Below are 26,965 nucleotides of genomic sequence, written 5' to 3'. Positions count from 1 at the left end.
TGGCGGCTGTCAGGCCTGACAGTTTCTCGAATTCCGGATTGGCGTAGACCACGCGCTCTTCACCGGCAAGGTCCGAAACGGCTATGGCGATCGGCACCTGGTCGAGGAATTTCTTGAACTGTTCGCTTTCCAGTGCGGTTGCAAGGTCAGGTGTATCAAGTAACTGCTCGACCGCCTCAGCCTTCTCTGAATCCGATGTCATTTGCGCGCCTGTTCTGTGCGGATGATATCAACAATGCGGCGAGCCCGCCATCGCCAAAACTGGAGCTGCATCTCACGTTTCGCATCACGCATCTGACAACCAGCTCTGCATCGCGTAACGGCCGCACGTCTAGCATTGCGACCGGCCGAAGGAGAGCGGCAAGGATCGGCTACAATCCGGGTGCCTGGAATGTCGAAGCGACCGGTCAAGTGGGTACGCTGCGGAAGATCGATAGAGCAGGCATTCAGGGAGAATGAGTTCGCGTGCCGGCCTCGGCGATACGTGCCGACACTGTCAACCTCATGACCGCATGCGGGCTGAAAGAGCAGCGCTTCGCTCCAGCGGTAATTCAGGCCGCTAGCTGCCTAACTGCGGCAAGCCCATCGATCGTGTATGTTGAGACGCTATTGCCGATGCCTAAATATCGAACCCGTCATGGCAATCGTTGTGACGGGAAGCGCTCGCTTATGGGCTGTGCTGGAATGCGCATGAAGTATACGCCTGTGCGCCGCTTCGTTGATCTCTTGGCCTTCGAGGAAGTCGTCAATCTCATCGTATGTGAGACCGGGACGAGGTTCTCCAGGTCGGCGGTCGGGATCTTTTCAACAAGATCAGACGGAGCGCCCAGATACACTGCCAAGGCGCGAACTCTGCGCTTGTTCAGCCCGGAAAGAGGAAGAATGTCTGCGGCACCATCGCCGAACTTGGTGAAGAAGCCCATCAAGGCCTCGGCTGCTTCGAAGCGACTTCTGAAAAAGAAGTGTGGGTTTGCTCTCATACCCTTTGCTGAAAAATGTTGTCATAGAGCGCATGGAATGCCACGCGCTTCGAATCGGAGTAGCCATCCGGGAAGCCTGAAGCCCCTTTGAAGCGCATGTCCGGCAGCTATTCATAGTGTGGATGACTTTGATCGAAACAAACGATTTCATAACTCTTCGGAAATCTTGCATGGACAAAAGCACGTCCGCACCGATCACCCATCCAAAGGAGAAAATCTTCCATGCGCCCTGACGTGCAGTGGAGGTCGTGCCGAGAAGTGAGTTGCAACTGGCCGATCATGTCGGCGGTTCGACGCTAGTCGTCCCCAATGTTCCTGAGCTGCGAAGTCTTGCAGGCGAGCCAGCTGCCCAGCGCGATTCTGCTTGTGGCGGGCTTTTTGCCGCAGGCAGTCCGCTCGTTTGGGCAGCGGATTGGAGACCCGGCCGGCAGCGCTACCATACAACATCAGCGCACTTTACATCTACGCGGTATTGCCGGGCTTCCAGTCGGTGCCATGTTTGGCCGACGAATGACGCGATGCGGCCTCCTGCACAAGCGAAGGCGTTATCGGATGTGCGACCGGGAAGCAGGCGGACAGTGCAGCACATGTCACTCGCCTGTGCGACGGTCTTTCGGGGAATGAAATCGGGCCAGTTCACGGCGCGGCATTATTCGTCAACAGCCGCCCCTTCGCAAGGATATAGGCAGCCCGCGTCACAAGTTCGTGCTGCAGATGAAAACGGCATCGCCGGCATGCAAGTCAGCAGCCGCTCAAGATTCGATGATCCAGCCAAGCTCTCGGCGTCATGGAACGGCAGGCGCCACGATCGAAGCATCTCATGTTGATTCAGGCGGACCCTTATGAGGCGTTCTTTGATGCCGGTGATGCCTGACAGGCGGTTGCAGCTGCAAGCGACAACGCGGCCTATTTAGTTGGAAACGGTCTGAGGCAGGCCAATTTGGCTTGCCCATCACTATGTGGAGAAAGAAATGCTGTGTCTAGGAATTAGCGGCGGACTTGACCAAGTCCATGAAAACCGATTCGAGCTTCGGAACGCCTTTATGCACGATGGCGCCGCGGTGCTCGTCCGAGACGGACGGGTGATAGCAGCCGTCGAAGAGGAACGCCTCAATCGGATGAAACACTCCAACAAGCTCCCAATTCGTTCGATTCAATACTGTCTGTCAGCGGCGGGGGTTCAGCTCAACGACATTGATCGTGTCGCGCTCTACGCCAGCGAGCCCTATGCCAACGCCATGCTTGAAGGTATGTCCGCATCCCACCCGGACATTCTCTCCATTCCGTTGGATGCTAAAACGTTGGTGCAGGATCTGTTAACGCGTGAGTTCGGCACTAAGTTGGACAGTTCGCGTATTTCATTCGTAAGTCATCATCAGGCGCACGCCGTGAGCGCCTTTGCAATGTCGGGCTTCGAACAAAGTCTCATTCTAGCGATTGATGGCTCTGGTGATTTCCTATCGGGCCTCTTGGCGGTAGGGTCTGGCACAGAAATTACGCAACTCGAGGCTTTCCCCGAGAACAATTCTCTTGGGCTGTTTTATCTCGAGACGATCCGCTATCTCGGCTACGGCTTGTTCGACGAGTATAAGGTAATGGGACTCGCGCCCTACGGCGACCCCGCTCCCTATCGCGAGCTCTTCGAGCAGTTCTACGAGCTCTCCGCCAACGGCGGTGGCTACCGTGTTCACCTCGACCGCATCGGTCCGGCGTTGCTCCGCAATATCGAGGTCAGGCGAAAGGGAATGCCCTTCACCCAGCAGCATCGAGATGTGAGTGCGTCACTGCAGGAAGCGCTTGAGCGGATCGTGTTCCACATTCTCCGGCATCACCGTGAGGCCACCGGCATGAAGCGGTTGTGCCTGGCGGGGGGGGTGGCCCACAACTGCACGATGAACGGTAAGCTGCTGTATTCAGGGCTTTTCGAAGACATTTTCGTGCAACCCGCGTCTCACGACGCTGGCTGCGCATTGGGAGCTGCGCTGATAGTCTCTAACGAGATGGGCCGCCCCGCGCCGTGTGAGCGACTGCAGGAGGTCTATTGGGGTCCTGATCTCGGGAGCGAGCGCGCCGTGCAACAGGAACTGAATGCATGGGCCGGACATCTCGAGGTTGAACGCTCTGATGACGTGGCAAGCAGTGCAGCCGACTGGATCGCCAACGGCGCCGTGATCGGCTGGGTGCAGGGTCGTTCGGAGTTTGGGCCACGTGCGCTGGGCAACCGCAGCATTCTTGCCGACCCTCGGCCCGCCGCAAACAAGGACCGGATCAATGCGATGGTCAAGAAGCGCGAAGGCTATCGGCCCTTCGCGCCATCTGTGCTGGAGGAGGATGCGAGCGAATTTTTCGACCTCCCGGACGGTAGGCACGAATTTCCATTCATGAATTTCGTCGTTCGCGTGCGTGACTCAAAGCGCGCCTTGCTCGGTGCCATCACGCACGTCGACGGTACCGCTCGCCTGCAAACAGTATCGCGCAACGCCAATCCCGCGTACTGGGAGGTCATCAATGCGTTCAAGAAGCGCACAGGCACTCCAATTCTGCTCAATACGTCCTTTAACAACAATGCCGAACCGATCGTGGATTCGGTTGCAGACGCGATTGCCACCTTTCTGACGACAGAGCTGGATGGACTTGTGGTCGGGCCCTTCCTGGTAAAAAAGCGGGCTGCAACGCTGCAGGATTGGACTGCGCTTGCGGTTTCGTTGCCGCCCTATGTGTCCCTCCATCAAACCCGCGCTTACAAAGCGCCAGATCGTCGGGAGACTCACTGCGAGATCAGCACGACCCACTTCAGCAGTGACAGTGTACGAATTTCACACGACTTGTTTAATCTGCTGATGCGGATTGAGGGCGAAGCCATGTTGGGAGATCTCCTCAATACAATTGCGCCGGATCAGGCTAAGCGTGACGCTGTGATGGAGGGCCTGCGACGACTGTGGGAGCAGCGCCTCGTTCGGTTGCATCCCTCACAAGCTGCTCGCATGGATCAAGACTGCGATCAAACGCTGGACCAGCATAACAGGCTCTCAGCGTGATAGGGATGCCGCTATCCAAGCTCGGCGAATAAAGGTGTTCATCGACGCCGCCAGCCAGCTCACCGCCGGCCGGCGGTCGACTTCATCACAGGGTTGATTCGTCCACTTCATGTTGGACGACCCGGACGCGCAGAAAAAAGCGCCTGCGGCGGGTCCTTTGTAACCACCATGATGCGGGACCACAGCGACAGGGCGTGCCGGAGACGGTCAATCCGGCCGGCGATGTCGTCGCCGGGGGCGACGGTCTCATTCAGGATCAGCATCGACCAAAGAGCGAGGCCACTGCCGTTATGCTCGAGATCTGGGGACGGCGGCTTGGCGAACGCCGTCTACTCGGCGTTTCTCGAACTCACTGCATGCAAGACCGTGACGAAGCCCTTCACATTGCGGGTCGGGACATAGCTGGCTTCTTGGCGCGCTACCACCGCTAGAGATGCAGACTTCGCCCGACAGCTCCTGCTGGAGCGCGGCTTGGATCTAATGGCAGAATTCTTGCGGAGACGCGGACAAGTGGGGAGCACTCCAACCCTACACACGCGTCACTGGGCTATCAGTGTTGACCGTATAATCTTCGGAATGGCAATGGCATATTTTACAAAGCACGACGGCAATCAAATTATATACCGCAGCTGGGAAGAGCCGGAACAGTCAAGCGCAAGGATGAGAATTTTGGTCCTCAAGCTTGATCATGTCGGCGACTTTTGGATGTCTCTAGGGCCCCTAAAGGACCTTCGTCAGCGTTTTGCGCATGCCCACATTACGCTGGTGGTGGGAAGCTGGAACATCGCTACTGCAAAACAGTTCGACCTCGCCGACGATCACATTGCTTTTGACTTTTTTCCTCGCAACCCAAAAGTCAAAACGCGCAAAGAAGCCGCCGACATAAGGCCGCTGCTGACCGGCGAGTTTGATCTTGCCATTGATATGCGTGTTCCGGAAGAAACAAGGCCCATCTTGCTTGAAGTCCCCGCCAGGCACCGTGCGGCGATAGTTGATCCGTACAGCATGCATCAGATCGATATTGCGATAGCGCCATTCAATCTGAAACTGCGCAGAACCATTTTCTACAAGCTGGTCCAAAAAATAGGGCTTGCTAACAAAATCCCCCGTAGATGGCTTGATTGGTTCATTGACCGTAAGCAGGTGCGTCTCCAGCATGTGTCAGAAATCCTCCTCTTTCTGGTCGCAAAGGCAGCTGCCTATTTCGAAAGCGGAGCGGGTCACCCACAGAATTCGACTACAGGCAATGCCCCGATTGTCGTGGCTCCGTTCTCCAATTCCAGCCTGCGAGATTGGCCGATTGAAAGTTTTGGCAAAGTTGTCGCTGCTCTTTCGACCCGTGGTGAGGTGGTCCTCGTTGGCCGTGGCGAATGCCTGGAAGCGCTTGAGGAGGTTGCGAAGATAGCTAGGGAACGTGGAGCCGCGAACATTCGGACGGCTGTCGACTTGTCAGAATTGGAATTCAATTGTCTCGTGAATTCGGCCGCGCTCGTCGTTTCGAACAATTCAGGCACCGGCCATGTCGCTGCCCAGCTTGGCCGCCCTACTATCGGCATTTTCACGGCGTCACATCTACCGGAGATTTGGGGGTTTCGAGGTCCCTTGGTCAGCATGCTTATGAGTGTTATTGAATGTCGCGGATGTGGTCTGGACCAAGTGCGGCATTGTCCGGTCAAAGTCCGATGCAAGTTCGACATCACGCCGGATCTCGTGATTGCCGAGGTAAACGCCTTGATGAATCATTGTAAGGGTACGGCACAAGCTTAGTGGCTCGCGGTCACCACAACCGCGATTGCCCGGACCGCAGTGGCGATGTCACATTGGCCGACAGGTGGCATAGAGCGGCGCCTGAGAATGAAAGTGCCGCCGCCCAGCCTTCATAGCCGTTCCTCCTTTGTGGCGTGACGGCCCGAAAGTCGCCATCGCGTCAGATGTTTATCAGGTTCGGGATAGCCGGGGCTGGTCCGGCGACAGTCATGGCAGCGACTTCGCTTCTGGACCCGCTCATCCGGCCGCCAAAAACAAATGCGCTTCCTAAGCCGTAATTGATCCGCCGGAGCTGACCAAAGCCACCTTGCTCTGGGTTGCGGCAATGGCGACTGGGGCGAGAAGCCGAGAAGAACCGATGCGGCGAGAAATCCTGAGACCATCCGCCACGAGACGTCGCCAGGGAACGTAGTATTGCGTTCCGCGTTACACTAACGTATATACGTCCGCAGCACAGGAGCGCGCCATGGCCACCACACCCACCAGGAAGGAAGCACCCGTCTCGATGCGGTTTCGCGACGATGATCTCACCATCATCGACCGCGGCGCGGAGCTGCTCGGCCTGTCGCGCACGGAGTTCATGCGGCGCGCCGCGCTGCACGAGGCGCAGGCGGCCATCCTCAACGAAACCGTCATCCGCGTGTCCCCGGAAGCCTATGACGCCTTCATGCAGGCGATCTCAGCCCCGGCCGCTGCGCCCCCGGCGAAGGCGGCCGAGCGGCTGCGTCGGTCCTCGCCCTGGGACCGCTAGGTGGCGCTTTCAGGCATCGAACTCCTCGACCACGCACACCGCCTCGACAGCTTCGATTGCGGCAAGCCGGCGCTCAATGCTTGGCTGGCCGGCTTCGCGCGAACGAACCAGGCCCGCGGGTTTACCCGCGTCCTGGTCGTTCACGACGAGGGAACAGTCGTCGGGTATTACGGCCTCGCGCCGGGCGTGATCCAGCCAAATAGCGCACCGCGCGCCATCCGCACCGGACGCCCGCCCGATCCGATCCCCTGCCTGCTGATCGGACAACTCGCCGTCGACCACCGCTATGCCGGACAAGGCGTCGGTAGCGGCTTGGTCAAGGACGCGCTGTATCGCTGCGTCGCCGGCGCCGACATCGTCGGCGGCCGCGCGGTGGTGGTGCGGGCGATCGACGCCGAGGCAGAGCGCTACTGGCAGAGCTGGGGCTTCATTCCCGCGCGGGACAATCCGTCGGTGCTCATGCGCTCGATCCAGGACGTGAGCCTCTGGCTGGCCGACAAAGGCCACTAGCTCCGCGCGCGTAGCGCCTCCGGAGCGGCAGGTCTGCGCGCCGGCCTGCCGCCGACCGGGCTCTAGTTGCGGCGTCCCGCCGCTCCCCGAGCCGGCTTCGCCGTCTCGGCGTTCGGGTGACCCCTCACGCAGGGCCAGAGGGAGACGGCGGTCAGAGCGAGGGAGCCCTGGAGAGAAGGGAAAGTCATGATGTCGATGATATTCATAGGGGGTTCACGCGAGATATTTGAGCTGCCGGAACCTGCCATCGCTCGGATCCGCCCAATCGTTGTTGCCGTGCACGGCGTGCTGATTGGCGACGCGTCTGGAGCCGATGCCGAGGCGCAGGGCCTGCTCGCGGGCTACGGCTACAAACATGTCGGGGTCTTCCATGTGGCCAAGGAACCCCGCAATGATCTGGGCGACTGGGCTGTACGCCGCCAAAGACCGGGAGATGGCGCGCGCCGATTTTGGGATGATAGTCTGGGACGGCGCATCACCCGGCACGGCCGTCAACGTGCTTCGGCTCGCCATGGCGAACAAGCCGAGGTCATCTACGATCTGGCCAGGGGCAGCATGGCGACTACGCACCATGTCGTCCCGGCGAGAAAGTCGTCATTGTACGTGAGGGTGACCGCCGCCTCTACGGTGAGAATATTGATCGCCGGCAACTTATGGCGCCTGCCGACCTCAAATTCGTTGAAGTCGTGCGCCGGCGTGATCTTGACCGCGCCGCTGCCTTTCTCCGGATCAGAATACTCGTCCGCCACCACCGCGATCCTGCGGCCGACGATCGGCAGAGGATGAGGTTCTTGCCGACAAGATGCCGGAAACGCTCGTCGTCGGGATGCACCGCCGACCGCCATATCGCCCAGCATCGTCTCCGGGCGGGTCGTCGCCACGGTGATGAAGGTTTTAGGATTTTCCGGATCCAAAACCTCGCCCTCGACGGGGTAGCGGAAATGCCAGAGGTTGCCGTTGACCTCCTGCTGTTCGACCTCAAGGTCGGACTCGCGATCAAGAGCTTCGGGTCCCAGTTGACAAGCGCTTGTCCTTGTAGATCAGGCCTTTCCTTGTAGAGCGTGACGAACACTTCGAGCACCGCCTTGGATAGGCCCTCGTCCATGGTGAAACGTTCTCGGCTCCAGTCGGCCGAGGCCCCCAGCCGCTTCAACTGGTTGAAGATCGCGCCGCCGGATTCGGCTTTCCACTCCCAGACTTTCTCAATGAACTCGTCGCGCGTCAGGTCACGGCGGTGGATCTGCTTCTCCATAAGCTGGCGCTCGACCACCATCTGCGTGGCGATGCCGGCGTGATCCATGCCGGGCTGCCACAGCACGTTCTTGCCGCGCATGCGCTCGAAGCGCACCAGAATGTCCTGCAGCGTGTTGTTGAGCGCATGGCCATGTGCAGCGAGCCGGTGACGTTCGGTGGCGGGATGACGATGCTCAAGGCTTCCGCGCCCTCCTCGGCGCCTGCGCCGACACGAAACGTCTTTTACAAGCGTATTATGTTTTTTTGCGCATAGACCAACGAGTTGAACGGCGGCCCCATGAATCGCCGATGTGTAGGTCGGGCAAAGGCGCCCACCAGCTCGTACTTGTCAAGACGATGCCACCCTTGATCTTGCACCCGCCTCCGATACCAGCGATGCACTGCGTCGTATGCTCATGCCTGTCAGGATGGGATGGGCGCTGCTAGCACCGTGGCAGTTTGACAACCCGGCCATCGGGGCGGTAGCACCGTCCAAGGCCAAGAGTCGCAGGGCAGACCGCACCCCATCGGGCTGCGCGACCCAGACCAGCTGACGCCCAACTGGCACACTCATCGCGCATCGGCACCGTGGATGCGACATCTACTTTGTTGCGAGCGCGATATCGGAACTTGGTTGTGACGCAGCTGTGCGTAAGCGCACCGCTGTCAGCGAGTGAGTGAGTGAAAGAACTACGTGGTGGAGGTGAGAAGTCATGCGGCGTCAAGATTCCCCGCCCTTTGCGGCAAACACACTGATCCCTCTTCAGAATCCGGTCTTTCGTTCGATCTGGACAGCCACGCAGATATCCAGCCTTGGCTGGCTGGTGCAGAGCGTGGCTATAAGCTGGCTTATGGCAACGATTTCAGCCTCCGATCTGATGGTTGCGCTCGTGCAGGCTGCATCGACACTGCCCGCCTTCTTCTTGTCGATCCTTGCTGGAGCGATTGCAGACAGCTTCAGCCGCCGCGGCGTGATGCTTGCCGGACATTGCCTGATCGCACTGGCATCCACGGCGCTGGCTCTCTCTGTTGGACTGGGCTTTGTCAGTCCATGGCTGATCTTGGGACTGAGTTTCTTGGCGGGATGCGGCTTCGCCTTGAATGATCCAGCCTGGCACGCCTCGGTCGGCGACATCCTGGAAAAGCGCGACATACCCGCTGCAGTGACGCTGATGTCGGTGGGGTACAACGTGGTTCGGAGCATAGGACCGGCGCTGGGCGGTGTAATTTTGGCTTTGCTGGGCCCCCTTACGGCTTTCGCCTTCGCTGCGCTGACCGACCTGGTCCCGTTGAGCGCTGTGCTGCGCTCCAAGTGGCAAGTTCGCTCTTCGCCTCTTCCGCGCGAGCGGATGACGACGGCCATTCATGATGGCATGCGCTTCACGGCAATCTCCTCGGAGATCAGAGTGGCGATCGTGCGCGCAACCCTGTTCGGGCTGTCAAGCATCTCGATCCTTGCTCTGCTCCCCCTCGTGGTTCGCGACCAACTGGCGGGCGGGCCAATTGTTTACGGCGTCCTGTTAGCCGGCTTCGGCACAGGCGCCTTCATCGCGGGCATTGGCAATAGCTACTTGCGACGCATCACGTCCCAAAATCGATTGATCACGCTCGCATCCGTTGCTTGCGCAACGTGTTGCCTTTTACTGGCTCTCACATCATCGGTGGCTGTAGCAGCGATCGCGCTTGCAATCGCTGGCGCAGGCTGGGTTGTCACCTGGACCGGAACCGACGTGTGTGTGCAGTTGGCAAGCCCAAGGTGGGTCGTTGGTCGCACCCTGTCGATCTATTACGCCCTGACCTACGGCGGCATGGCAGCGGGCAGCTGGATCTGGGGTGCTGTCGCGCAGTACTATTCCCTGACGTGGGCTTTGGAAGGTGCTGCAGCGGCGCTGTTGCTGGTTGCAGCCGTGGGAAAGCTATTGCCGGTACGGCTATGGGAGGAATCGGATCAAGGGGCCTTCGACTTCAGGCCACCAGAACTGGCCCTCGATTTGAAGCCCAGGAGCGGCCCGATCGTGATCAAGGTGGAGTACTCGATACCCGAGGAGAATATCGAGGAATTTCTGAGCTGCATGCGCGAAAGGCGGCGCGTTCAGAGCCGTGCCGGTGCGCGGGACTGGACCCTCCAGCGCGATCTTCAGAACTCGACTCTTTGGACCGAGACATTCCGCACGCCGACATGGACGGACTATCTTCGTCTAAACCATCGGCTAACGGTGACTGACAGGGAGGTAGGCGAGCGCCTTGCCGCTCTGCAGGTCGGTGATTCTCCTCCTCGTCTCTCACTTTCGATCGAGCGGTCGACAAGCCCCGCCCCCGGCAGCCAAGTCCAGCCCGTGCCCTTTGTATCGCGCCCGTAAGGAAACCAGTAACTTTTCTGGGTTCGGACACGGGAATGGCCGAGACCTACTCCATCTTTCATCGGGACTACCCGGATTGCCATACGTTGCGGCCGGTTAGGCGAGCATGAGGATTTGTGTGGCAGGTACGTCCACCACGGGCCCATGTCCAGCCCACCGCCTCTGACATCAGATCGGCTTGGGCACGGGTTCAGGTCGCCTGTCCCCCTGCATCGTGGCGAGCAGCGGGGAGCAAGGGGGGCGGAGGGGTCTCCCCGGTCCGCACGGAGCGAAGCGGGCAGACGGAGGAATCCGCCAGCGGCGGCTTGCAGGGAGAGGGCCGCTCCTCTTTCCCCTCCCTCACACAACGTGCCGCCAAGTACGTTCACGTCGGCGCAGCCTTGCCGCAGAGCCGGCCGCAACAAAGAAGCCCTACAAGGCGGAAGCATCGAAATGTCCGCCAGCGGGACCAATTCAGTTCGGTGCTGGAGAAAGCGGTTCAACAGGGCGGCCGTAGGAGCACCAGCATAGCGCCGTCGCCAGGCGCGATGCGGACCGACAGCCCCGACGAAGGGCGCTGATTGATCGACTGAAATTGGATCGGGTCATTTTATCAGCTGACATAATCCATGAATTTTTCACGATGCTTCAGCGCGCGCCTGGATTTTCTGCATTTAGCTGCAGCGAAGGTCCCGGTGATGCGGTGGAAGCGCACCCGGGGCATCTTGGACCTATTTGATGCAGCCATCCAGGACTGCCATTGCCACAGCAGTGGTCACAACATGCTAGGCGGGCTTCTGGAGATGAACGCGACGATCGGTCAGACGCTCTTTCATTGGCTGCGGTCGGCGCCAGACGGTCGCGGAGCTTCAAATCTGATCGGGCTCCCGAGCGAATTGCCGTCCTACGAGCATTCGGGACCGATCTCGGCCTACAGGCACGCCTTACTTCGGGCGGCGGATCAAGTGATCCGTGAGGGGAATGCCACGCCGGCATGGCTCGCCAATGACTTCAATGCCAACTGTCGGCAGTCACATCACAAATTAAGCATAGCTCCGCGACACATATCCAAGGTGGCGCACAATCCTGCGAACTGTCATCGCTGTGACAACAATCGCCAAACCAAGCAAAGTGGCGAACTCGATTCTGCTCGCGAGATCCCAAAGCTCTCCGAACGGTATTAGATCCATGAAGCGAAACACGGCACCCTGAAGCAGGTAAAGCAGCAGTGTGCTCTGACCAAGCTCCAGCGCGACAAAGCGAGCTACGCGAGTTGAATAGCCAACTCTCCAGCATAGGAATATAAGCTGCATCGCCACTGCAGAAGTTGCTACCGAGCCAGCGAACATCAGCAACACTTGTTTGGCCGACTGTGCATCGAGATCAAAACAAGATTGTTGTAGACGTACGTTTCCTTTCCCCAAACAAGAAAGCACATGAACGCAGCCATCGAAAGTAACACCACAAAAATAGCCTTGTGGCGCCTGATGCTAGCTGCCTGCCAGCCGATCGGCTGCGCAAACAAGAACCCCAAACAAAAGAATGGGTATGTGTATCGTACCAACGGGGTTATTGACCACGGGACGGGCGCGAATGCGATCGCAATTGCAGATGCGCCTATGATCCACACCGACGAGCCATTGAAAGTCGTGAGCAACTTTATCAGGACGAAGGACGCGAAAGCTGCCCAGATGAACCAGTATGTGCCAATGAACTCCCTAAAAAAATCCAACATTCCACTGGTTAAACTGTTCGCCGAAGACATTACGGCGGCCTTCGATATCCAAATCAACGCACACCAAAAAAGCATGGGCAATACTAGTTGCATTGCTCGATCACTGACGCCTTGAGGGAACGATTTGCGCAGAATCGCTCCCGAAGAAAGATATCCACTTATCGCCATAAACAGAGGCATGTGAAACATGTAGATCGACTTAAAATGGCGACAGCCAAAAGTCGTCAGTGCCTCGATAGATAACATATTGTAACAAATGCCCAAATTATCACCAATATAATGAGGACGCCTTTGGCGAAATCGAAGCTTAGGTCTCTGGCCTTTGTCCCTTCTGGGCACGGGTCGCGCCCCTTCGAACCGACTGTTTTGTGATTAAGCATCAGACCTCCAGCCGATATCCTGCCGTTACTGCTTCCACTTTGGTTCTAGAGTGGTTCACGCACGGCATCTTCGGATCCCATTCTGGATTGTCGCACCCCAATCCAGCCGGTAATGGAGAGGATGAGGGCCGCAGCACGACACAAGCGGAACAGGCCTGTTCTGGGTTAGAAGGCCCCAATATTTCCATTGAACTTCGTCCTCATCGCCTCAATAGCGGCAGTGCCGCCGCCTGGAATGTAGATCAACCGGAACTCAGGGCTCGCGCCGGCCAACTTCGATTGGTTTCGAATGGTCAAGCGGCGCCGGTCGTTCCATAAGCCTTCCTCAAGAAACGGGCGGTATCCGCTATTCTCTTTGGTCGGTAAAATCGATTGTGTTTATGGAACGCATGCGCACGATGGATACGTGCGCATCAGGCGCACGTGAGTGCCCACGGATAGGATTTTGCTTCGGGGGTCACCGTCCTTTCGTGACTCTTGCAGTGCATGGATGAGGCGGCAATTCCCGCGGTGCAGCACCTTTCGAGCGCGTGCCACAAAATCGCTGGGTTCGACCTGCGCGGCGCTGGGTGGAGATCCGCCTGATCTAAAGCGTCACCATCCGACGGGCAACATCTCACGACGCGCCGGGCAGCTTGGCCAGCATCCGCACTGGCCGATCTTGCGCTGCGTGCGATCGCCTCCTGATAGCATAGAGCAAGACCTTCTTGAAATCGGCCTGTGCCGGCAATTTTGTCGTAAAGCTCATGGTGGCGACTCCCGCACGCGCGCAGGACAGCCGGCAGATCGCGCATCTTGGCGATCCACCCTGCCATTCGGCCCGTCGTTCTTCTTTATTCTAGATCGTAATCAGGTCCGGACGGTCACGCAGTGAAGTGTTCTCCCTTCGAGCAGCCACGTCGGCGCCGCTCAGAATCTTCGACGAGCGCGCCAGGACAGCATCGATCTGCGCAAATTCTTGCCAGCAGATCGTCCTCACATCATCATGCCCTTGGCTTCAACCGGGCTGGTGCCCTCCCCTTCCCGGCTTTTTGTCCCGACGCTCGGGTCGCGCCGCCCGGCCCGGTCAAGGCCAAAAAAATCGTCGCGGGTGAGCGCCCACTCCGGCTTCTGCCAAATATTCGTCGGCGGGTTCGCAGCACCGCGGGCGCACGGGTGAGCTCGTGGGTAGGAGTGCGGATGGAAGTAGGCGATGCACATCGTCATCAGCACCTCAGATTGTGTGAGGTCCACGGCCCGCTCGTTTCCGCCGACGGCGGCGCGGCGGGCGTCGGTATACGCAGGGCGGGTCCGTCGCCTTGGCCTCAGTTTCGGGGCAATGGCAAGCCCCGGTCCGCGCGGCGCCGAGTTGGGCGGAAAGATCGACGGCGCGCAACGCGGGGCTCCTACGCGACGAGCAGTTTTTCCCCCGGTCTGACCCGGCCTCGACTCCAGATGCCGCAATGACCGTCGCGGCCCGGCGCGATTGATCGGGTCTCATGCCCAAAGCTGCCTCGGTGCCCAGTAGCGGCACCGCATTGCCCCTCCCAGGCGCTGCGCCAGTAAAGCGTCGGTGAGCCAGCATCCGACCGTGCGTTCGAAGCGATCTCATTCGGCGGCCATGATCGCGCCGGTCACCATGCCGCAGCGGAAAGCTGCCGAGCTCGTCTGGTCAGGTCGCTGACCGCCTCGTCGTCGCGGGCGACGATCGAAATCTTCCCCACCGCAGCGCGGTTTCTCCCGTTAGAAGATCCTCAGCGGGATGGGCTGCCAGTTCACGCCCGGTCAACAGCATCCGGCCCGCGGGGTCGACCTTGTCTCCCGGTCGTGTGAGCAGAAGAACATCGCGAAGTGCGGCTTCATCCTCGACGCCGCGAGCCTGCTTCGCCGTACCACGGCCGCCGAAAGCCCTAGGCGCTGTCACCAGGCGCCAGCCCACCTCTCTAGCTGGCGGACCATCTCATCGAGCGCGCCGATGGCCGCACGGTCAGTGATTGCAATATCCTCAATGCGCCGCAACTGTTTGGGTCGGGGGCAGCCCTGTGCAACCAGGCCGGCACCGCCGCGTCGGCGCGGCTTCCGTGGCACCGGGAAGAGTGCCGTGGTGGCGCAGGAGGGTTTTGGCTCAGAATCATGGAACACGATGAATCATCGCGGCGCATTTTGTAGAGCGAACGATAAGTCTTGCACGACCAGCCATTTATCCCTCGCGAGATCAATGCCGCGGGCAATTAGCAGGCGAACTCCGTCCGGACTGAGTACCTGTTTCAACGCGGGCAAAAGAAGTTGTGTAGCCATGTCACGAAATGCTTGGTCCGCTTCTCTGCCGGCCGATGGTCCATGAAATCCCCTCTGCACGCACGACGCCGGAAACCTCCTTGCCGATATGATGCTCAAGCACCGGCCGCCATGGCACCAGCGTGAACTCGCGCGATTTCTCGATGACAGCGTATTTTCCGCCGGCGAGCTCGACGGAGCGGCGGAGCGTGCCTTCTATTCGACCTCCACTCTGGGCTTCAGAATAGGGCAGACCGAGTTCGTCAGACAGTTGACCGGCAACACGGTTCAGCTCACGTTGACGCAGGATCGAAAGCATGTTGGCGCGATAGACGATCCGGTCCCGCTCTTCCCGAGCAAGACCTTGCGCAATCAGCCACTGCCGCCGGCGGCCTTGCGCCTCTCGGACATCGCGGCCGAAACCAGAGCTGTGCAAGGCCTCCGGTGTGTCGGAAACCAGCTCTCGATCGAGCCAAGTGGCGCCGTCGAAGCTGACTTGTTGTTCCAGCAGCATTGATGAGAGCTTGTCAACCGTGACAGGCTCGGCCCCGGCCCGCTGACGCTCGTAGTCAGACACACGGTCGAGATGATCCGGTGCGACGATCCAGGTGCCGTCCGGCTCGCGCTCGACACGACCGGTCGCCCGGCGGATCGCCTCCAGTCGCCGCACGTGCGTTTCGGCAAAGCGTTCGGTGGCCGACTGGTCATGCTTGAGATGGATATCGACGCTGTAGCGCCCGTCATGGGCCGTGGCGATCTCGGCAATTGTGCGGTCGACTTGCCTTGGCCCGGTGTCCCTCGGCGTGACCCGCACTATGCAGCCCTCTGGCGTCGGTTGGGTGGCCTCGCCTTTGCCGATATCAACATAGTGGCTTTTGCCGTCCACGCCGTCGACGACGAGGTAATGGCGGTCAGTGATTTCGTCGGCCAGGCCGCGCGCAATGATGCGGCCGACGACAGGCTGCATCTGCTCTGCAGATCGATCATGGACAACATAGTCGGCGGCACTGCGGGCGAGCCCCTTGCCGGTCAGTTCGCGGTGCATGGTCTTGATGATGTCGCCCCGCTCGCCGATGCGGCGCAGCGTCGCTTCAAGCTCGCCATCAAGGCGCCAGCGGCCCGAGCCGACTTCCTCAGCCAGACCCATCCGCTCGAGCTTGCCCAGGCGGCCCTGGTGCAGCGTCTGGCGAAACGTGTCTCGGCTGGCCCGTGAGACATGCCCCTCATGGTCGCGCATGCGGAGCAGCTGCCGATCGATGCTGGTGAAGCGTTCCCGCTCCATTTCCTGGCGCAGGCGTTGCTCGATCTCGCGGTCCGTTCTCGGGCCAAGGTCGAGGCTGACCAGCTCCGCCGCCCGTTCACGGATTCCAGACGAGATGTAGTCCCGCGCGATGACGAGGTTTTCGTCGCGGTCGTCCTTGCCGCGGACGATAATATGGGTATGCGGATGACCAGTGTTGAAATGATCGACGGCCACCCAGTCGAGCCTAGTGCCGAGGTCTTCTTCCATCTGCGCCATGAGGCGCCGCGTGAGCGGCTTCAAGTCATCATACTCGATGCCGTCTTCAGGGGCGACGATGAAGCGGAACTGATGCCGGTCGCCATCGGCACGATCGATGAAGGCCTTGCCATCAACGCGGTCGCTGTCGGCGCTATAGAGCTCGCCAGGCTCGCCTTCGCGGGTGACGCCGTCGCGCTGGAGGTAGCGAAGGTGTGCACGTGCCCCGTCAACACCCTTGCCGGCCAGCTTGACGATACGCGCCTTGACGACGGCGCGCCGCTGCCGAAACGCCGCGTGGGGGTCGCGCGCTCTGAGAACGGCGGCAGCAGCCCCGCCGCGCCCCGCCCGGCTTCCGATGAAGCGGCCACGGCGACCGCTGCCGCCGCCGGCTCGGTTGATCGCGGCGCGGATCTGGCCGGCGAAACGCTTGCCTGCCTTCGAGCCGCGCGATCCGATTTTGCCCAAGCTCGGCTTGAACTCTTCATCCTGCATTGAGCCTCCTAGTAATCTTAAGCAATATCAGAGGTTTGTCGGCAGCAGCTCTCCTGACGCTGAAGGCAGCCTCCGTGGAAAACGATGTGCAGACAAAGACTTCGCCGCCTCCAGGAGGCGATGCCTTTATCTTGCCTTCCGCGGACCTGCCTCCCTGCCTCCCTGCCCCGCCCGACCCACGGTACCCCTGCCCTCACCTGCGATCCGGCCGGCCTGACCTTGCTCGCTCCGATCCGAGCGGCACCACGATTTGGCCATTCGGATCGGTCACGGAAACACCGTTTCGCAGGAAAAACAGCGACTGCCCGGACGGGATTTCCGGCGCTTTTCCGGAACGGGATTTGCCGGTGAACGCGTCCATGTCGGCGGCCGCGATCCCCGCCGCCTTGAGCTCTTCCAGATACGAAACCGTCTCGCTGGGCAGCGGTCGCCCACGCTGCAAATGCTGTTCGTAGCGGTCCGGCCCAGCGTTATAGGCGGCAAACAGGCCGGGAAAGCCGAAGCGGTCATACATGGCGCGCAGATAGGCAGTGCCTGCCAGAATGTTATCGCGAGGGTCGTGCGGATCGGCTCCCAGGCCAAGCTCTGCGCGCATCTCCTCGTAGGTGCCGGGCATCACCTGCATGAGGCCAATAGCGCCGGCGTGTGAGGCGATCGGCCGTCCGTCCAGCATTGTCTGCCCCCGGCTTTCGACATCCATGACGGCATAAATCCAGGGCTGTGGAATGCTGAAACGCCGGCTTGCTTCGGCTATCAAGTGCTGCCATCGTTGGAGCTGCGGACCACGGGAGATGGCGGCCGGCTGAGCGTCGGTCGCGGCGGAACAGGCGCATGGCGCTATCGCGACCATGCCGAGCATCAGGAGGGTTACTCGGTCCATAGCGGCACGAGCCTCCCGGCAATATTTTCGGCCGGCACCGGCCCGAAATAGCGGCTGTCGAAGGAGCGGTTTCTATCGTTGCCGAGCAGGAAAAACTCGGCGGCGGCGAGCTTGCGGCAGGCATTCCACCAAGGCAGCGGACGGTGCTGCGTGTCGGTTGCCAGCCGGCGCGCGACGATCTCGCCGCTGATGATGATGGCGTCGCCGAAGGCGCAGACATGCTCGCCAGGCAGCGCGGCAAGGCGCTTGACCAGCGGCACGTTGCTGGGCAGATAGAAGCGTTCGGCGGCGAGATCGGCGACCGGTCTTGGCGGGCGAATGAGCACGAGATCGCCACGAGCCGGTGATCCGGACGCGAGGCGATAGAGGCCGACCGGCGCACTGGCCGAGGCGTTCCAGACCAGCCAGGGCGATGGGTTGTCGAAAGCGGCGAAGCCGATCAGGCCGAGGCCTATTGTGGCCACGGCGATCGTCTTGCGCGCCCGAATGCGCCGCAGATGGCTGCCGATCAGACGGATAGTGGGACGCCGGCTCATGAGCGGCCTCCCTCACCGGCCGAGCCGGAATTGTGCCCGCCATCCTCGGGCCTGGTCTCCTGCGCGCGTCCCTTCGACCAGTCGTCGAGCTCGTCGATGTGATAGCGGACATAGCGGCCGTGCTTGCGAAATTGCGGGCCGCCGCCTTTGAGCCGCATCTTCTCCAGCGTGCGCTGGGACAGCCCGATATAGAAGGCGGCCTGCGCGGTGTTGAGAAACGGACTGCCCTTCTTCGCGCGGGCCGCGCGTTCGTTTTCGTCGTCCATGATGGTCCTCGTTTCGCTACGGACAAGGAAGGCGAGGATCGGCGAGCGAGATCGTTTCGGGGACGGGCGAAGAGTGGGGGGCGAGTTTTCGCCGCCCCTTCTTGAGAAGAGCCCCGCGCCGGTTGCGGCGCGGGGCTCGAGGCTGGCGGTTCAGTCGACCGGGTTCCAGATGATGGCGTATGTGTCGTCGTCATCCTGGCCGGCGGCGCGGCCGAGATTGGCGTAGAGCTTGCGCGGACCGAACTCCGGGGCGGCAATCGACAGGCTCACATAGTCCTTGCCGGAGGTCTCGCCGGTGCGGATCCAGCCGGCCCCTACTTCGACCCCTTGCGTCAGCACCCGGAAGTCGGGATGGGTGTCGGCGCTCTTTGCCTGATTGGGCACGATGTCGATGTCGGCGCGGACGCTGAGCGTCTTGAGCTGGCCCTTGTAGCCGCCGTTTTCCTGTTTGGTGACGTATCCGATCGCGGTCATTTTCAGTCTCCTTTGGTGCTCGCCGGGGACCATTCCCCTGCGATGGCGGACCGTGATGGGCGCGTCCGGACCGCCGTAACCGGGACGGCCGCAGCGATAGCGGAGGACCCGAGCGGGCAGCTTTTTTGAAGCGAAGCGGCGCGAGGAAGCCGCCGCAGGCGGCGGGGAAAAAAGCTGCTGGCGAGGGTTTCGGGCGGGCCGGATCCGCCCATAGGTCGTCAAGCCAGCCGCAGGGGAATGGTTCCTGAGACACATGGAGACAGGTGGCGCGATCGGTGACACAAACGAGCAGGCGGCATTACAGGGCGCTGACTGCGGGGGCTCTGTCGCCAACCGGATCGGTAATTGGCCCATGCGCGGAGCGCCTCGGCAAGCAACCCGGCGCGGTGCAGGGCTGCCGAAACGGGCGCGAATTGGCGTCGGGATTTCTCGCGCAAGGCACTGGCTCGACAAGACGACCAATCGGCAGCCGGCGCGGCCCGGAGCGGCGCGCGCGATCTGAGCGGCGGCACTCGAAAGAACCGCCGCTTGACGCTAATCGGTTCATTCGCGCACGAACAGCGGCTGCACATGTGTCCACTGATCGGCGGTGCGGAAGCCGCCGCGGCTGGTGTAGCTTTCGGCCGGGAATTTCATCCAGCGCGGCAGCCAGGTCTCGACCCTGAGGCGGCCATTCTCGCCCGCCAGGAAGTCACGGATGATCTTCTTTTGCGTCTTGACCTTCTCGGCGACATTGCCATCCGCGACCAGCTTGCCGCCGACGTCGGCCAGCATCGAATTGGCGATTTCCTTGTCGCGCAAGAGGTCGAAGAACGCATCGTCCGGTTCCCACCATGCGCCCATATCCACGTTCAGATGGTTGCCGAGCGCCTCGATGACGGCGCTGCCGGCTGCAAGCGTCTCGGCCATGACAAGGGTGAGAACGCGCATGACATCGTCGTCGCAGAGCGCCAAGAGGCGGGCGAACACGCCGGCGATAGCAAAGGCGTCGCCATTGCCGCCGGCGACCACGCCACCATCCTCATCCGGTGATCCGAGCAGGGCCAACACCTCGCGCCGCTTTTTGCCGAATGCAGCTTCGGCCTTGCAGCCGGCAAGGCTGGCAGTCACCGTTTCGTTGACTGCGCGCTGTGGCTCACAGCGCACCTGCCACAGGCCGGAACCGGTGATGGCGTGCGCCACCACGAGGCGCAGCGCCACGGCGGGATGGTCGAGCATGGCCGCGCGCGCAGCGGCATGGCGATGCAGATCGACATAGTTCTGCATCGGGCCGGTGACTTCAGGGCGCGGCGGCTTGCCGGCTGTTTCTTCTTGCTCACCGCCCTCGCGGGCGCGGCGGGCTTCCTTGCGTGACAGCCAGCCCTCGTGACACTCGACCTCGCCGCGATACGTGACCGCGATGAAGACCTTGCCGCCCTTCTTCTTCGGGGTCTTCTCGTGGTCCCATGGGTGGAAATACTGGCCCGGTTCCAGCAGCACCACCTCGCTCCAGCCGTCGTTGAGATAGGTGTCGCGTCTGGCGGCAATCGCTTCGTTCTGCTTTTGCCAGAACAGGTCGGCATCGGCGAAATAGCTGTCCTCGCCGAACAGGTCCGAGGTGATCAGGCCGGGGTATTCGTCGATGGCAAACAGCGCCATCTTGGTGGAAATCGACTGGCCGCCGAACAGCCATTGCTTCAATTGAAAGCCACGCGGCGCGTATTGATCGGGATCGGCACAGAGTGCCAGCCAGTCCTTCTGCTGCGCCTTGGACGCCATGGTGAGATGGCGCACCGTCTCGGCGTCGATCTCCTCGCGGCGATAGGCTTCGCGGATTTTGGGCAAGAGGTCGCCAAGCGCCAGAATGCGTTTGACCTTCAGGTCAGTGATGCCGAAGGTCGCAGCGATGTCTGGAACGGTGCGGCCTTGCCTGACGAGCCGCGAAAACGTCTCCCATTGCGAGACTTCGTCAGGATCGAGGCGGGCGAGGTTTTCGATCAGCGAAGCTTCCAGCGCATCGGCGTCGTCCCCATCCTCCATGATGGCGCAGGGCAAGGGATCGCCTTCGCCGCGCTCGTCGGCAAGCGATTTCGCGGCGAAATAGCGCCGCCTGCCGGCAACGATCTCGAAGGTTTCCGGCTGGCCGTTGGGCCGCACAAGGAGAGGCACCAGCACGCCGCGCGCACGCACGGATGGCAGGATATCGGAAATGTCGGGCGCGCGTTTTCCATGGCGCATGTTGAGCGCGGAAATGTTGAGGTGATCCAAGGGGATGTGGGCAAGCTGCATGGCTACTCTCCTTCGCTTTGGTGAGGTTGTCCCCGCCGCAGATGCCGACGGCCGGCGCGGCGGGACGGTTTTTGCGCCTATCGGCGCTGCTGTTCCGCCGTGTCGGGCGGAAGCTCGGAATGGGACTTTGAAAGGGCGTCTGCTGCCTGCCGCAGAAGTCGCTCGGCCTCGGTGATGTGGCCGCAAATGCGGGCGGCTTCGGCATAGGCGGAGAGCGGATAGCGCGCCTGGAAATGCAGGTCGCGCTCGATGCCGAGGCCAAGCGGACCTTTTGCGGATGCAAGCTCGGCCAGACTGACGCTGCCGAGTTCGGGGAAGCCGAAGCCGAGATCGCAAAGGCCGAACAGCGTGTCGCCATCGGCGTCGAGTTCGCTCAGAAGCCACGTGGCGGCACCTGTGGTATTAAACAGTTTCACAACGGGAAAATGGTCGGTTTCGGCGTCGGCGGCGCCATTGGCGAGCAGTCGTGCGCGCAGTGGATCGGTGATCAGGATCATGGAAAGACTCCTTGTCAGAACAGGTCGAGTTGATTTCTGCTGGCTTCATCGAAGAGGCCGATATCGAGCGGCTTTTGCGCCGCGCGCGGACGCATCGGCGCGTCCATCAGGAGGGTGAGCCGATCGCGCGTGGTGATCGGCCGGACACCGGGAATGAGCATCTGCTCGCCTTGCGGCGTCGGCTCGCTCGCGGTCAGTTGAGGATCGCGCATCGTCATGCCGCAATCCCTTCCTGCGCCTCGCCTTCGGCATCGGCCTGAAGGCCAAACAGGAAATCGGCGGCCTTGGAGGCAAGACTGGCGGCACGGAAGATCGCGCGATTGTCCTCGCGCAGCACCTTCAGCCATGAGCCGATGTAATCGGCATGACGCACGGTCGGCTCGATACCGAGATTGCTGCAGACGAAGGCGGCAGTGATTTCGGCGACCAATTCTTCACGCGCGTAAGCCTTGGAGCCGAACGAGCCGGAGAGGTCGCGAGCAAGCCGCGTCGGGTGGCCGGTCCAGTGGCCAAGCTCGTGAAAGCAGGTCCGGTAATAGTCGATCTGGTGATGGAACGCCGGCTGCGGCGGCACCTGAATGTGGTCGCTGCCCGGCATGTAGAAAGCGCGATCGCCGCCGACCCTGAAATCCGCACCGCTGGCGCGAATGAGCGTCTCGGCCTGCGGCACGATCTCGCACTGAGGCAGCGGCTCGGCGGCGGCGTGGAGGTGTTCCGGAAGATTATCGCACTGCGCGACATTGAAGACGGTGAAGCGCTTCAAAAAAGGCACGGCCTGTGGTTCATCGCCCTCGTGGCGTGCGCGCTCCTTCTCGTCCTTGGGGACAAAGCGGTCGGCATGCACGATGGTCGTGCCGCGCTCGCCCTTCCTGACATTGCCGCCAAGGACGAGCGCCTGCCGGAAGGTGAGCCAGTTCTGGCTGGGATAGCTGCGCTCGATCACCGCGCCCCACAGGATGAGGATATTGATGCCGGAATAGGTGCGCCCCGTGGACGCATTCTTCGGCAGGCCAAGGCCTGCCTTTGCCCTGCCCCATGGCTTGACCCATGGCACGGTGCCGCGCTCCAGTTCGGCAATGATGCGGTCGGTGATCTCCTGATAAAGGCTGGCGCCGGGGCGCCCGCCCTTGCCTGCGCCAGCCTCTCCGCTGGCGGAACGCTTGCTGTTTGCATGCATCGTCTCATCCTCCGCTCGCCAATCGCCGCGCCTTTCCCCGGAAGCGGGGTGGGCGGCGAGTCGCGACCGGAAAGGCCCGCCGTGGTAGGCGGACCGCATCCGAAGGACCGGAACGAAGAGGAGGACCCTGAGCGGCACGCGAAGGGTTGCGGGCTGCCGCGGCGGGCCTAGAAGGGAGTGCCGCCCACCCCGCGCCACCGGGAAAGGCCAACAGACAGACCCCGCCGCCCGCAAGGGCGGCGGCCGTCTCAGCCCGAAGGGCTGCCCACGCCAAGGGGCGAAGCCGAATGGCCGAGACCGCCTGAGCTTGCCGAAGAAAAGCGGGCTCGGTTCACGAGCACCTGGTGCGCGTCGTCAGGCGCGCGGGCGCCCGCCAGGACGGCAGGCTGGACAGATTTTTCGAACGGATCGCGATAAATACTTCAAATGAATGCTGCACCTAAAACATGTGCGATGCAGCATTTTCGCAAGCATTTACCACGGACGCTCAGACCCGAGACTTCCGCCACCCAGCCTTGCGCGCGGCTTCCTCCGAACAAAACCAGCGCTCGCCTTTCAACAGGTTGATGCGCGTCTCCCAGTAATATTCCTGTCCGGGAACATGATAGATGCGCTCGCCCGTGTTGTAGCTGATATTGGCTTTGATGTTGCAGCCGAGAGCGGCAGGGCCGATTTCGAAGGCAAGAAAGCCAGCCAGGATTGTTCCACCAGCAACGATCTTTGCCCACAACGGAACGTCCTTCGAACGATGGCGCTCGCCATACCTGCGACGGTTGTACCGATTGTCTTGATAGCGATGGTTGCCCACGCCCCTTCTCCCCGAAGAGAGAATGCGACGTTTGCAGCCTGGAGTCTATAAGTCTGGTCTAATTCACCGGTCCTGTTCCGAACCATTGAATGAACGGCGCATCCTTACCGGTGATATCCTTCACCGTCTTCAACAGCGCTTCATGCGTGCGTTGGAGAGCCCGGTAATGGTTGCTGGTAGGTGATAGAAGCGGCTGGACGATGCTCTGGTGCAGCCGTTCTGCGTCCGCGAGAAAGCGCTCGATTTCAGCCTGTGAAAGCTGCTTGGAAAGTTTGGTCCTAGCCATTGCGATCTCCGTTGAGGAATCGCCCCACCTAGGATTATCATCCTATATCGGCATGGCCTGGTAAAGGCCCACCCGCAGCGGAATGGCAGCTTGCCGAAGAAAAGCGCGCTCGGTTCACGGCACCGGCGCGAGCCGTTAGGCGCGCGGGCGCCCGCTAGGACCGCAGGCTGGACAGAATCTCGCACGGATCAGCGTCAAGCGCCGCAGTTAAGTCGAGAAACTCGATGACGTCGAGACGACGCTCTCCACCCTCGTACTTGGCCACGAAGGATTGGGGACGATCAAGCTTCTCGGCCACCTGCGCCTGAGTCAGGCCTTTGGCCTTGCGCAGGGAAACCAGCTGGGCCAGAAACCGCTGGTGGCGGGGCGAGCGGAGAGATTTGGGCATGTAGGCGAACCGGTCGGGTAAAGACCGGATCAGCGACTAATCCCGGTTTCGGATTATCCCATTTTGGGATATGCTGCGTTGCATCCAGCGCTCAACAGCCGAGGCTCGCAACAGGCATGAATCGATCAATGGGAACAGATGAGACTCGAAACTCAACTCTGTGCGACGAAGTCCCCTGGTCGGAGAACCTGACGGCCTACGATAGGCAGCATTTCACGATCTACCTGCGGATCCTGGATGCCTGCGCCGACAATGCCAGCGAAGAGGAGATGGCCGATCTCATTCTAGGCATCGACCCGGCCCTTGAACCGGTCCGCGCCCGCAAGGCTCTTCGCAGCCATATCGACCGGGCGAACTGGATGGTGACGACCGGCTACAAGGAACTGTTCGCCGGCTGACGCACAGCACGGATTGTCATGCTCTTCAAACAAGGAAGTTCAGATACCCGTCACTCATGAGCGCACGGCCGCGAGAGACGGCGCGGCGGGAGCGGTCACAACTGGTTCGCGTGCTGTTTGACTGCCATTTCCAGTGCTTGGCTCAGAGGCACCGCCTTCGAGAACAGGAAGCCCTGAGCGGTCCTGCAGCCAAGCTTGTGCAGGGTTTGCCGATCCGCCTCTGTTTCGACGCCCTCGGCCATGACCTCGATCCCGAGCATGTTACCGAGATCGATGACCGATTTGACAAGCAGTCGGTCCTCTCGGGATTTGGCCAAGCCGCGAATGAAGCCCTGGTCTATTTTCACCTTGCGTATCCGACTGTCCTTGAGCGATGCCAACGTGGAAAAGCCGGTGCCGAAGTCATCGAGCGCGATGGAAATGCCGGCATGTGAAAGCCGTCCGAGCTTTTCATCCACTCTGTCCGGGTCCACCGGGGATTCTTCGGTAATCTCGATCTCGAACATTGTTGCAGGCAGACCTCTTGCCGCCAGACCATCCAGAACCATGTCGTCGATATCGCCGGCTTCCAGTTCGCGCGGTGAAACATTCATCGCCACACGGAGATCACGACAGTCAGCTTTCACCAAGCCGTCGATAAAAGCACAACAGTCGGCGAATACGGTTTGCGTCAGCAGCTGAAGCATACCGGTTTCGCGTGCAGCTGTGATGATTTCGGGTGGAGAGATGGCACCATGAGTCGGATGGGACCACCTCAGCAAGGCTTCAAAACCGACCACGGCCTCGGTGTCGAGTTTCACGATCGGCTGGAACCAAGGTTGCAAGCTTCTCGTCTTTATCGCCGAATGAAGGTCCCGTTCGACGGACTGGCGGCGTTGCAGTTCCCTGTCGAGTTCGGCATCGAACAGGCAAAATTCGTTCCTGCCACGACGCTTGGCCGTATAAAGGGCGATATCCGCCCGCAACAACATTTCGGTCAGGCCCGGGCTTTCCGCCAGATATATTCCTATTGATGCCCCGACCCGGACGGACGCGACCTCGATATAGGGGCGGGCAATTTTGGCTATGATATTGGAGGCGAGATCACTGGCAGAAAGCGAAACCCTCGTTGAGGGAAAAAACAGCACGAATTCATCGCCGCCGATACGAGCGAGCGTTGAGCCTTCCGGTGCTTCCTCCTCTATGCGGCGGGCGATCCTGACAAGCAGTTCATCACCGGTCCTGTGACCGTAGGTATCGTTGACGGATTTGAACCCGTCCAGATCAATCAGCATTGCCACGAAGGGGCTATCCGCGGTCTCGAACCGTCCGATAGCGTGTTCGAGGCCACGCCTGTTGAGAAGGGCCGTCAGGTGGTCCTGCCTGGAACTGGCCTTCATCTCCGCCGCAAGCCGCTCGGCCTCATGCCTCAGGCGGCTCGCTTCGCGGAACCGTGCTTGCCCAACAAACGAAGCTCGAACCAAGCCGCCCATGAAGAGCAGAACGGTAAAAGCCAGAATGTAGTCTTCAAAATTGCCTTTCGCCAAAAGGCAACCCACCGTGATGAGGAGCGGAGGTGTGATGAAGTTGGTCGCCGCCGCGGCATACGAACTGCCGTATGTAACCGCACCAGCGGAAATGCCCGCCAGAATGACCAGATGCAGCGGTGCTTGAGGTGTCGTGTACCCAACAGTCAGGACGGCCAGGAAGGACCAGGCAAACCCTGCCAGAAGAGCAAGGATGCCAAACCAGCGAAGCCGCGGCAAAACCCCCACTAAACCGTCATGGCGCCCCGTTTCCTTTAGCTGATAACGCGCGAGTGCAAGGCGGGCGGCATTTATCGCATTGACGACCAGGAACCAGATTGCAGCGGCAAAGCCGCTGCCAGAAAGGGCGTGCACCGCCCAAATCAGGCCTGACAGGATACCGCTTATCGGCATCGACACGAAGAGGCCGGTCCTCAGGTCAGCAAGCTGATCCTGACGGATTTTGGCCTCCAGCGTGTCTACTTTCTTCGGGGCCATGG

22 protein-coding genes and 5 pseudogenes are annotated in these 26,965 nt (G+C 60.8%); 7 read left to right on the top strand and 20 right to left on the bottom strand.

Annotation, left to right across the window (positions count from 1 at the left end):
* Together NKJ84_RS21480 and nadE are read right to left on the bottom strand one after the other, a co-directional pair.
* On the bottom strand, positions 1 to 202 hold a 202-nt coding region (locus NKJ84_RS21480; RefSeq protein ID WP_352508101.1), incomplete at its 3' end, for a PAS domain-containing protein.
* 404 nt (positions 203 to 606) lie between these two features.
* Positions 607 to 938 (bottom strand): annotated as a pseudogene (gene nadE, locus NKJ84_RS21475) (NAD(+) synthase); the annotation flags it as partial.
* A 1,013-nt stretch (positions 939 to 1,951) separates the two neighbouring features.
* Between nadE and NKJ84_RS21470 the strand changes: the two are divergent.
* The 4 genes from NKJ84_RS21470 to NKJ84_RS21455 all read left to right on the top strand — a co-directional run bounded on the left by NKJ84_RS21470 (position 1,952) and on the right by NKJ84_RS21455 (position 7,046).
* Complete coding sequence (locus tag NKJ84_RS21470; RefSeq protein WP_352493622.1) at positions 1,952 to 4,018, top strand: carbamoyltransferase family protein; 2,067 nt, start codon at positions 1,952 to 1,954, stop codon at positions 4,016 to 4,018.
* 582 nt (positions 4,019 to 4,600) lie between these two features.
* Entirely contained in the window at positions 4,601 to 5,785 is a 1,185-nt protein-coding gene (locus tag NKJ84_RS21465; protein WP_352493108.1) for a glycosyltransferase family 9 protein, read from the top strand.
* A gap of 466 nt (positions 5,786 to 6,251) precedes the next feature.
* Positions 6,252 to 6,536, top strand: a complete 285-nt coding sequence (locus tag NKJ84_RS21460) for a type II toxin-antitoxin system TacA family antitoxin (RefSeq protein ID WP_352493107.1) — start codon at positions 6,252 to 6,254, stop codon at positions 6,534 to 6,536.
* Positions 6,537 to 7,046: a GNAT family N-acetyltransferase gene (locus tag NKJ84_RS21455; RefSeq protein ID WP_352453588.1), complete on the top strand. Its 510-nt coding sequence runs from the start codon at positions 6,537 to 6,539 to the stop codon at positions 7,044 to 7,046.
* 213 nt (positions 7,047 to 7,259) lie between these two features.
* Here the strand turns inward: NKJ84_RS21455 and NKJ84_RS21450 are convergent, their stop codons facing one another.
* Positions 7,260 to 7,568: a hypothetical protein gene (locus NKJ84_RS21450; protein WP_352508100.1), complete on the bottom strand. Its 309-nt coding sequence runs from the start codon at positions 7,566 to 7,568 to the stop codon at positions 7,260 to 7,262.
* 56 nt (positions 7,569 to 7,624) lie between these two features.
* Positions 7,625 to 8,480 (bottom strand): annotated as a pseudogene (locus NKJ84_RS21445) (class I tRNA ligase family protein); the annotation flags it as partial.
* A 512-nt stretch (positions 8,481 to 8,992) separates the two neighbouring features.
* Here NKJ84_RS21445 and NKJ84_RS21440 point away from each other — a divergent pair.
* Together NKJ84_RS21440 and NKJ84_RS21435 are read left to right on the top strand one after the other, a co-directional pair.
* A complete protein-coding gene (locus NKJ84_RS21440; protein ID WP_352508099.1) occupies positions 8,993 to 10,639 on the top strand; it encodes an MFS transporter in 1,647 nt (548 codons plus the stop codon).
* 764 nt (positions 10,640 to 11,403) lie between these two features.
* Positions 11,404 to 11,652, top strand: a pseudogene (locus tag NKJ84_RS21435) (hypothetical protein); the annotation flags it as partial.
* Positions 11,653 to 11,661: 9 nt separating this feature from the next.
* On the opposite strand, the pseudogene nolL reads toward NKJ84_RS21435, so the two are convergent.
* The 15 genes and pseudogenes from nolL to NKJ84_RS21360 form a co-directional block, all read right to left on the bottom strand.
* Positions 11,662 to 12,733, bottom strand: a pseudogene (gene nolL, locus NKJ84_RS21430) (nodulation factor fucose acetyltransferase NolL).
* A 616-nt stretch (positions 12,734 to 13,349) separates the two neighbouring features.
* A complete protein-coding gene (locus NKJ84_RS21425) occupies positions 13,350 to 13,481 on the bottom strand; it encodes a hypothetical protein (protein WP_352508098.1) in 132 nt (43 codons plus the stop codon).
* Positions 13,482 to 13,909: 428 nt separating this feature from the next.
* Positions 13,910 to 14,023, bottom strand: a pseudogene (locus NKJ84_RS21420) (SMC-Scp complex subunit ScpB); the annotation flags it as partial.
* A gap of 988 nt (positions 14,024 to 15,011) precedes the next feature.
* Positions 15,012 to 16,982: a relaxase/mobilization nuclease RlxS gene (rlxS, locus tag NKJ84_RS21415; protein WP_352508097.1), complete on the bottom strand. Its 1,971-nt coding sequence runs from the start codon at positions 16,980 to 16,982 to the stop codon at positions 15,012 to 15,014.
* A gap of 193 nt (positions 16,983 to 17,175) precedes the next feature.
* Positions 17,176 to 17,862, bottom strand: a complete 687-nt coding sequence (locus NKJ84_RS21410) for a lytic transglycosylase domain-containing protein (protein WP_352508096.1) — start codon at positions 17,860 to 17,862, stop codon at positions 17,176 to 17,178.
* Positions 17,850 to 18,398 carry a signal peptidase I gene (gene lepB / locus NKJ84_RS21405; RefSeq protein ID WP_352508095.1) on the bottom strand — a complete coding sequence of 183 codons (549 nt, stop codon included), beginning with the start codon at positions 18,396 to 18,398 and terminating at the stop codon, positions 17,850 to 17,852. The genes NKJ84_RS21410 and lepB overlap by 13 nt, the downstream gene beginning before the upstream one ends.
* Complete coding sequence (locus NKJ84_RS21400; protein ID WP_352453595.1) at positions 18,395 to 18,664, bottom strand: helix-turn-helix transcriptional regulator; 270 nt, start codon at positions 18,662 to 18,664, stop codon at positions 18,395 to 18,397. Before NKJ84_RS21400 ends, lepB begins: the two co-directional genes overlap by 4 nt.
* A 150-nt stretch (positions 18,665 to 18,814) precedes the next feature.
* Positions 18,815 to 19,138: a DUF736 domain-containing protein gene (locus NKJ84_RS21395; protein WP_023672372.1), complete on the bottom strand. Its 324-nt coding sequence runs from the start codon at positions 19,136 to 19,138 to the stop codon at positions 18,815 to 18,817.
* A gap of 543 nt (positions 19,139 to 19,681) precedes the next feature.
* Positions 19,682 to 21,406 carry a ParB/RepB/Spo0J family partition protein gene (locus tag NKJ84_RS21390; RefSeq protein ID WP_352508094.1) on the bottom strand — a complete coding sequence of 575 codons (1,725 nt, stop codon included), beginning with the start codon at positions 21,404 to 21,406 and terminating at the stop codon, positions 19,682 to 19,684.
* A 77-nt stretch (positions 21,407 to 21,483) separates the two neighbouring features.
* Positions 21,484 to 21,903 (bottom strand): DUF2958 domain-containing protein, encoded by a 420-nt coding sequence (locus tag NKJ84_RS21385; protein WP_352508093.1) that lies wholly within the window; start codon positions 21,901 to 21,903, stop codon positions 21,484 to 21,486.
* 14 nt (positions 21,904 to 21,917) lie between these two features.
* Positions 21,918 to 22,121 (bottom strand): hypothetical protein, encoded by a 204-nt coding sequence (locus NKJ84_RS21380; protein WP_352508092.1) that lies wholly within the window; start codon positions 22,119 to 22,121, stop codon positions 21,918 to 21,920.
* Positions 22,118 to 23,080, bottom strand: coding sequence for an ArdC family protein (locus tag NKJ84_RS21375; protein WP_352508091.1), 963 nt, complete (start codon positions 23,078 to 23,080; stop codon positions 22,118 to 22,120). Before NKJ84_RS21375 ends, NKJ84_RS21380 begins: the two co-directional genes overlap by 4 nt.
* A 487-nt stretch (positions 23,081 to 23,567) precedes the next feature.
* Complete coding sequence (locus NKJ84_RS21370) at positions 23,568 to 23,888, bottom strand: sunset domain-containing protein (protein WP_352468497.1); 321 nt, start codon at positions 23,886 to 23,888, stop codon at positions 23,568 to 23,570.
* A 58-nt stretch (positions 23,889 to 23,946) separates the two neighbouring features.
* A complete protein-coding gene (locus NKJ84_RS21365) occupies positions 23,947 to 24,174 on the bottom strand; it encodes a hypothetical protein (RefSeq protein WP_352508089.1) in 228 nt (75 codons plus the stop codon).
* 154 nt (positions 24,175 to 24,328) lie between these two features.
* Entirely contained in the window at positions 24,329 to 24,562 is a 234-nt protein-coding gene (locus tag NKJ84_RS21360) for a helix-turn-helix domain-containing protein (protein WP_023679646.1), read from the bottom strand.
* A gap of 128 nt (positions 24,563 to 24,690) precedes the next feature.
* Here NKJ84_RS21360 and NKJ84_RS21355 point away from each other — a divergent pair, with 128 nt between their 5' ends.
* A complete protein-coding gene (locus NKJ84_RS21355; RefSeq protein WP_352453619.1) occupies positions 24,691 to 24,960 on the top strand; it encodes a DNA -binding domain-containing protein in 270 nt (89 codons plus the stop codon).
* Between the two features lie 95 nt (positions 24,961 to 25,055).
* Here NKJ84_RS21355 and NKJ84_RS21350 read toward each other — a convergent pair whose 3' ends face one another.
* Positions 25,056 to 26,963, bottom strand: coding sequence for a putative bifunctional diguanylate cyclase/phosphodiesterase (locus tag NKJ84_RS21350; protein WP_352508088.1), 1,908 nt, complete (start codon positions 26,961 to 26,963; stop codon positions 25,056 to 25,058).
* Positions 26,964 to 26,965 lie beyond the last annotated feature (2 nt).

Source organism: Mesorhizobium sp. M0048, assembly GCF_040323405.1.
In the GTDB taxonomy this organism is placed as follows: domain Bacteria; phylum Pseudomonadota; class Alphaproteobacteria; order Rhizobiales; family Rhizobiaceae; genus Mesorhizobium.
This window is presented reverse-complemented; position numbering and strand designations above follow the sequence as displayed.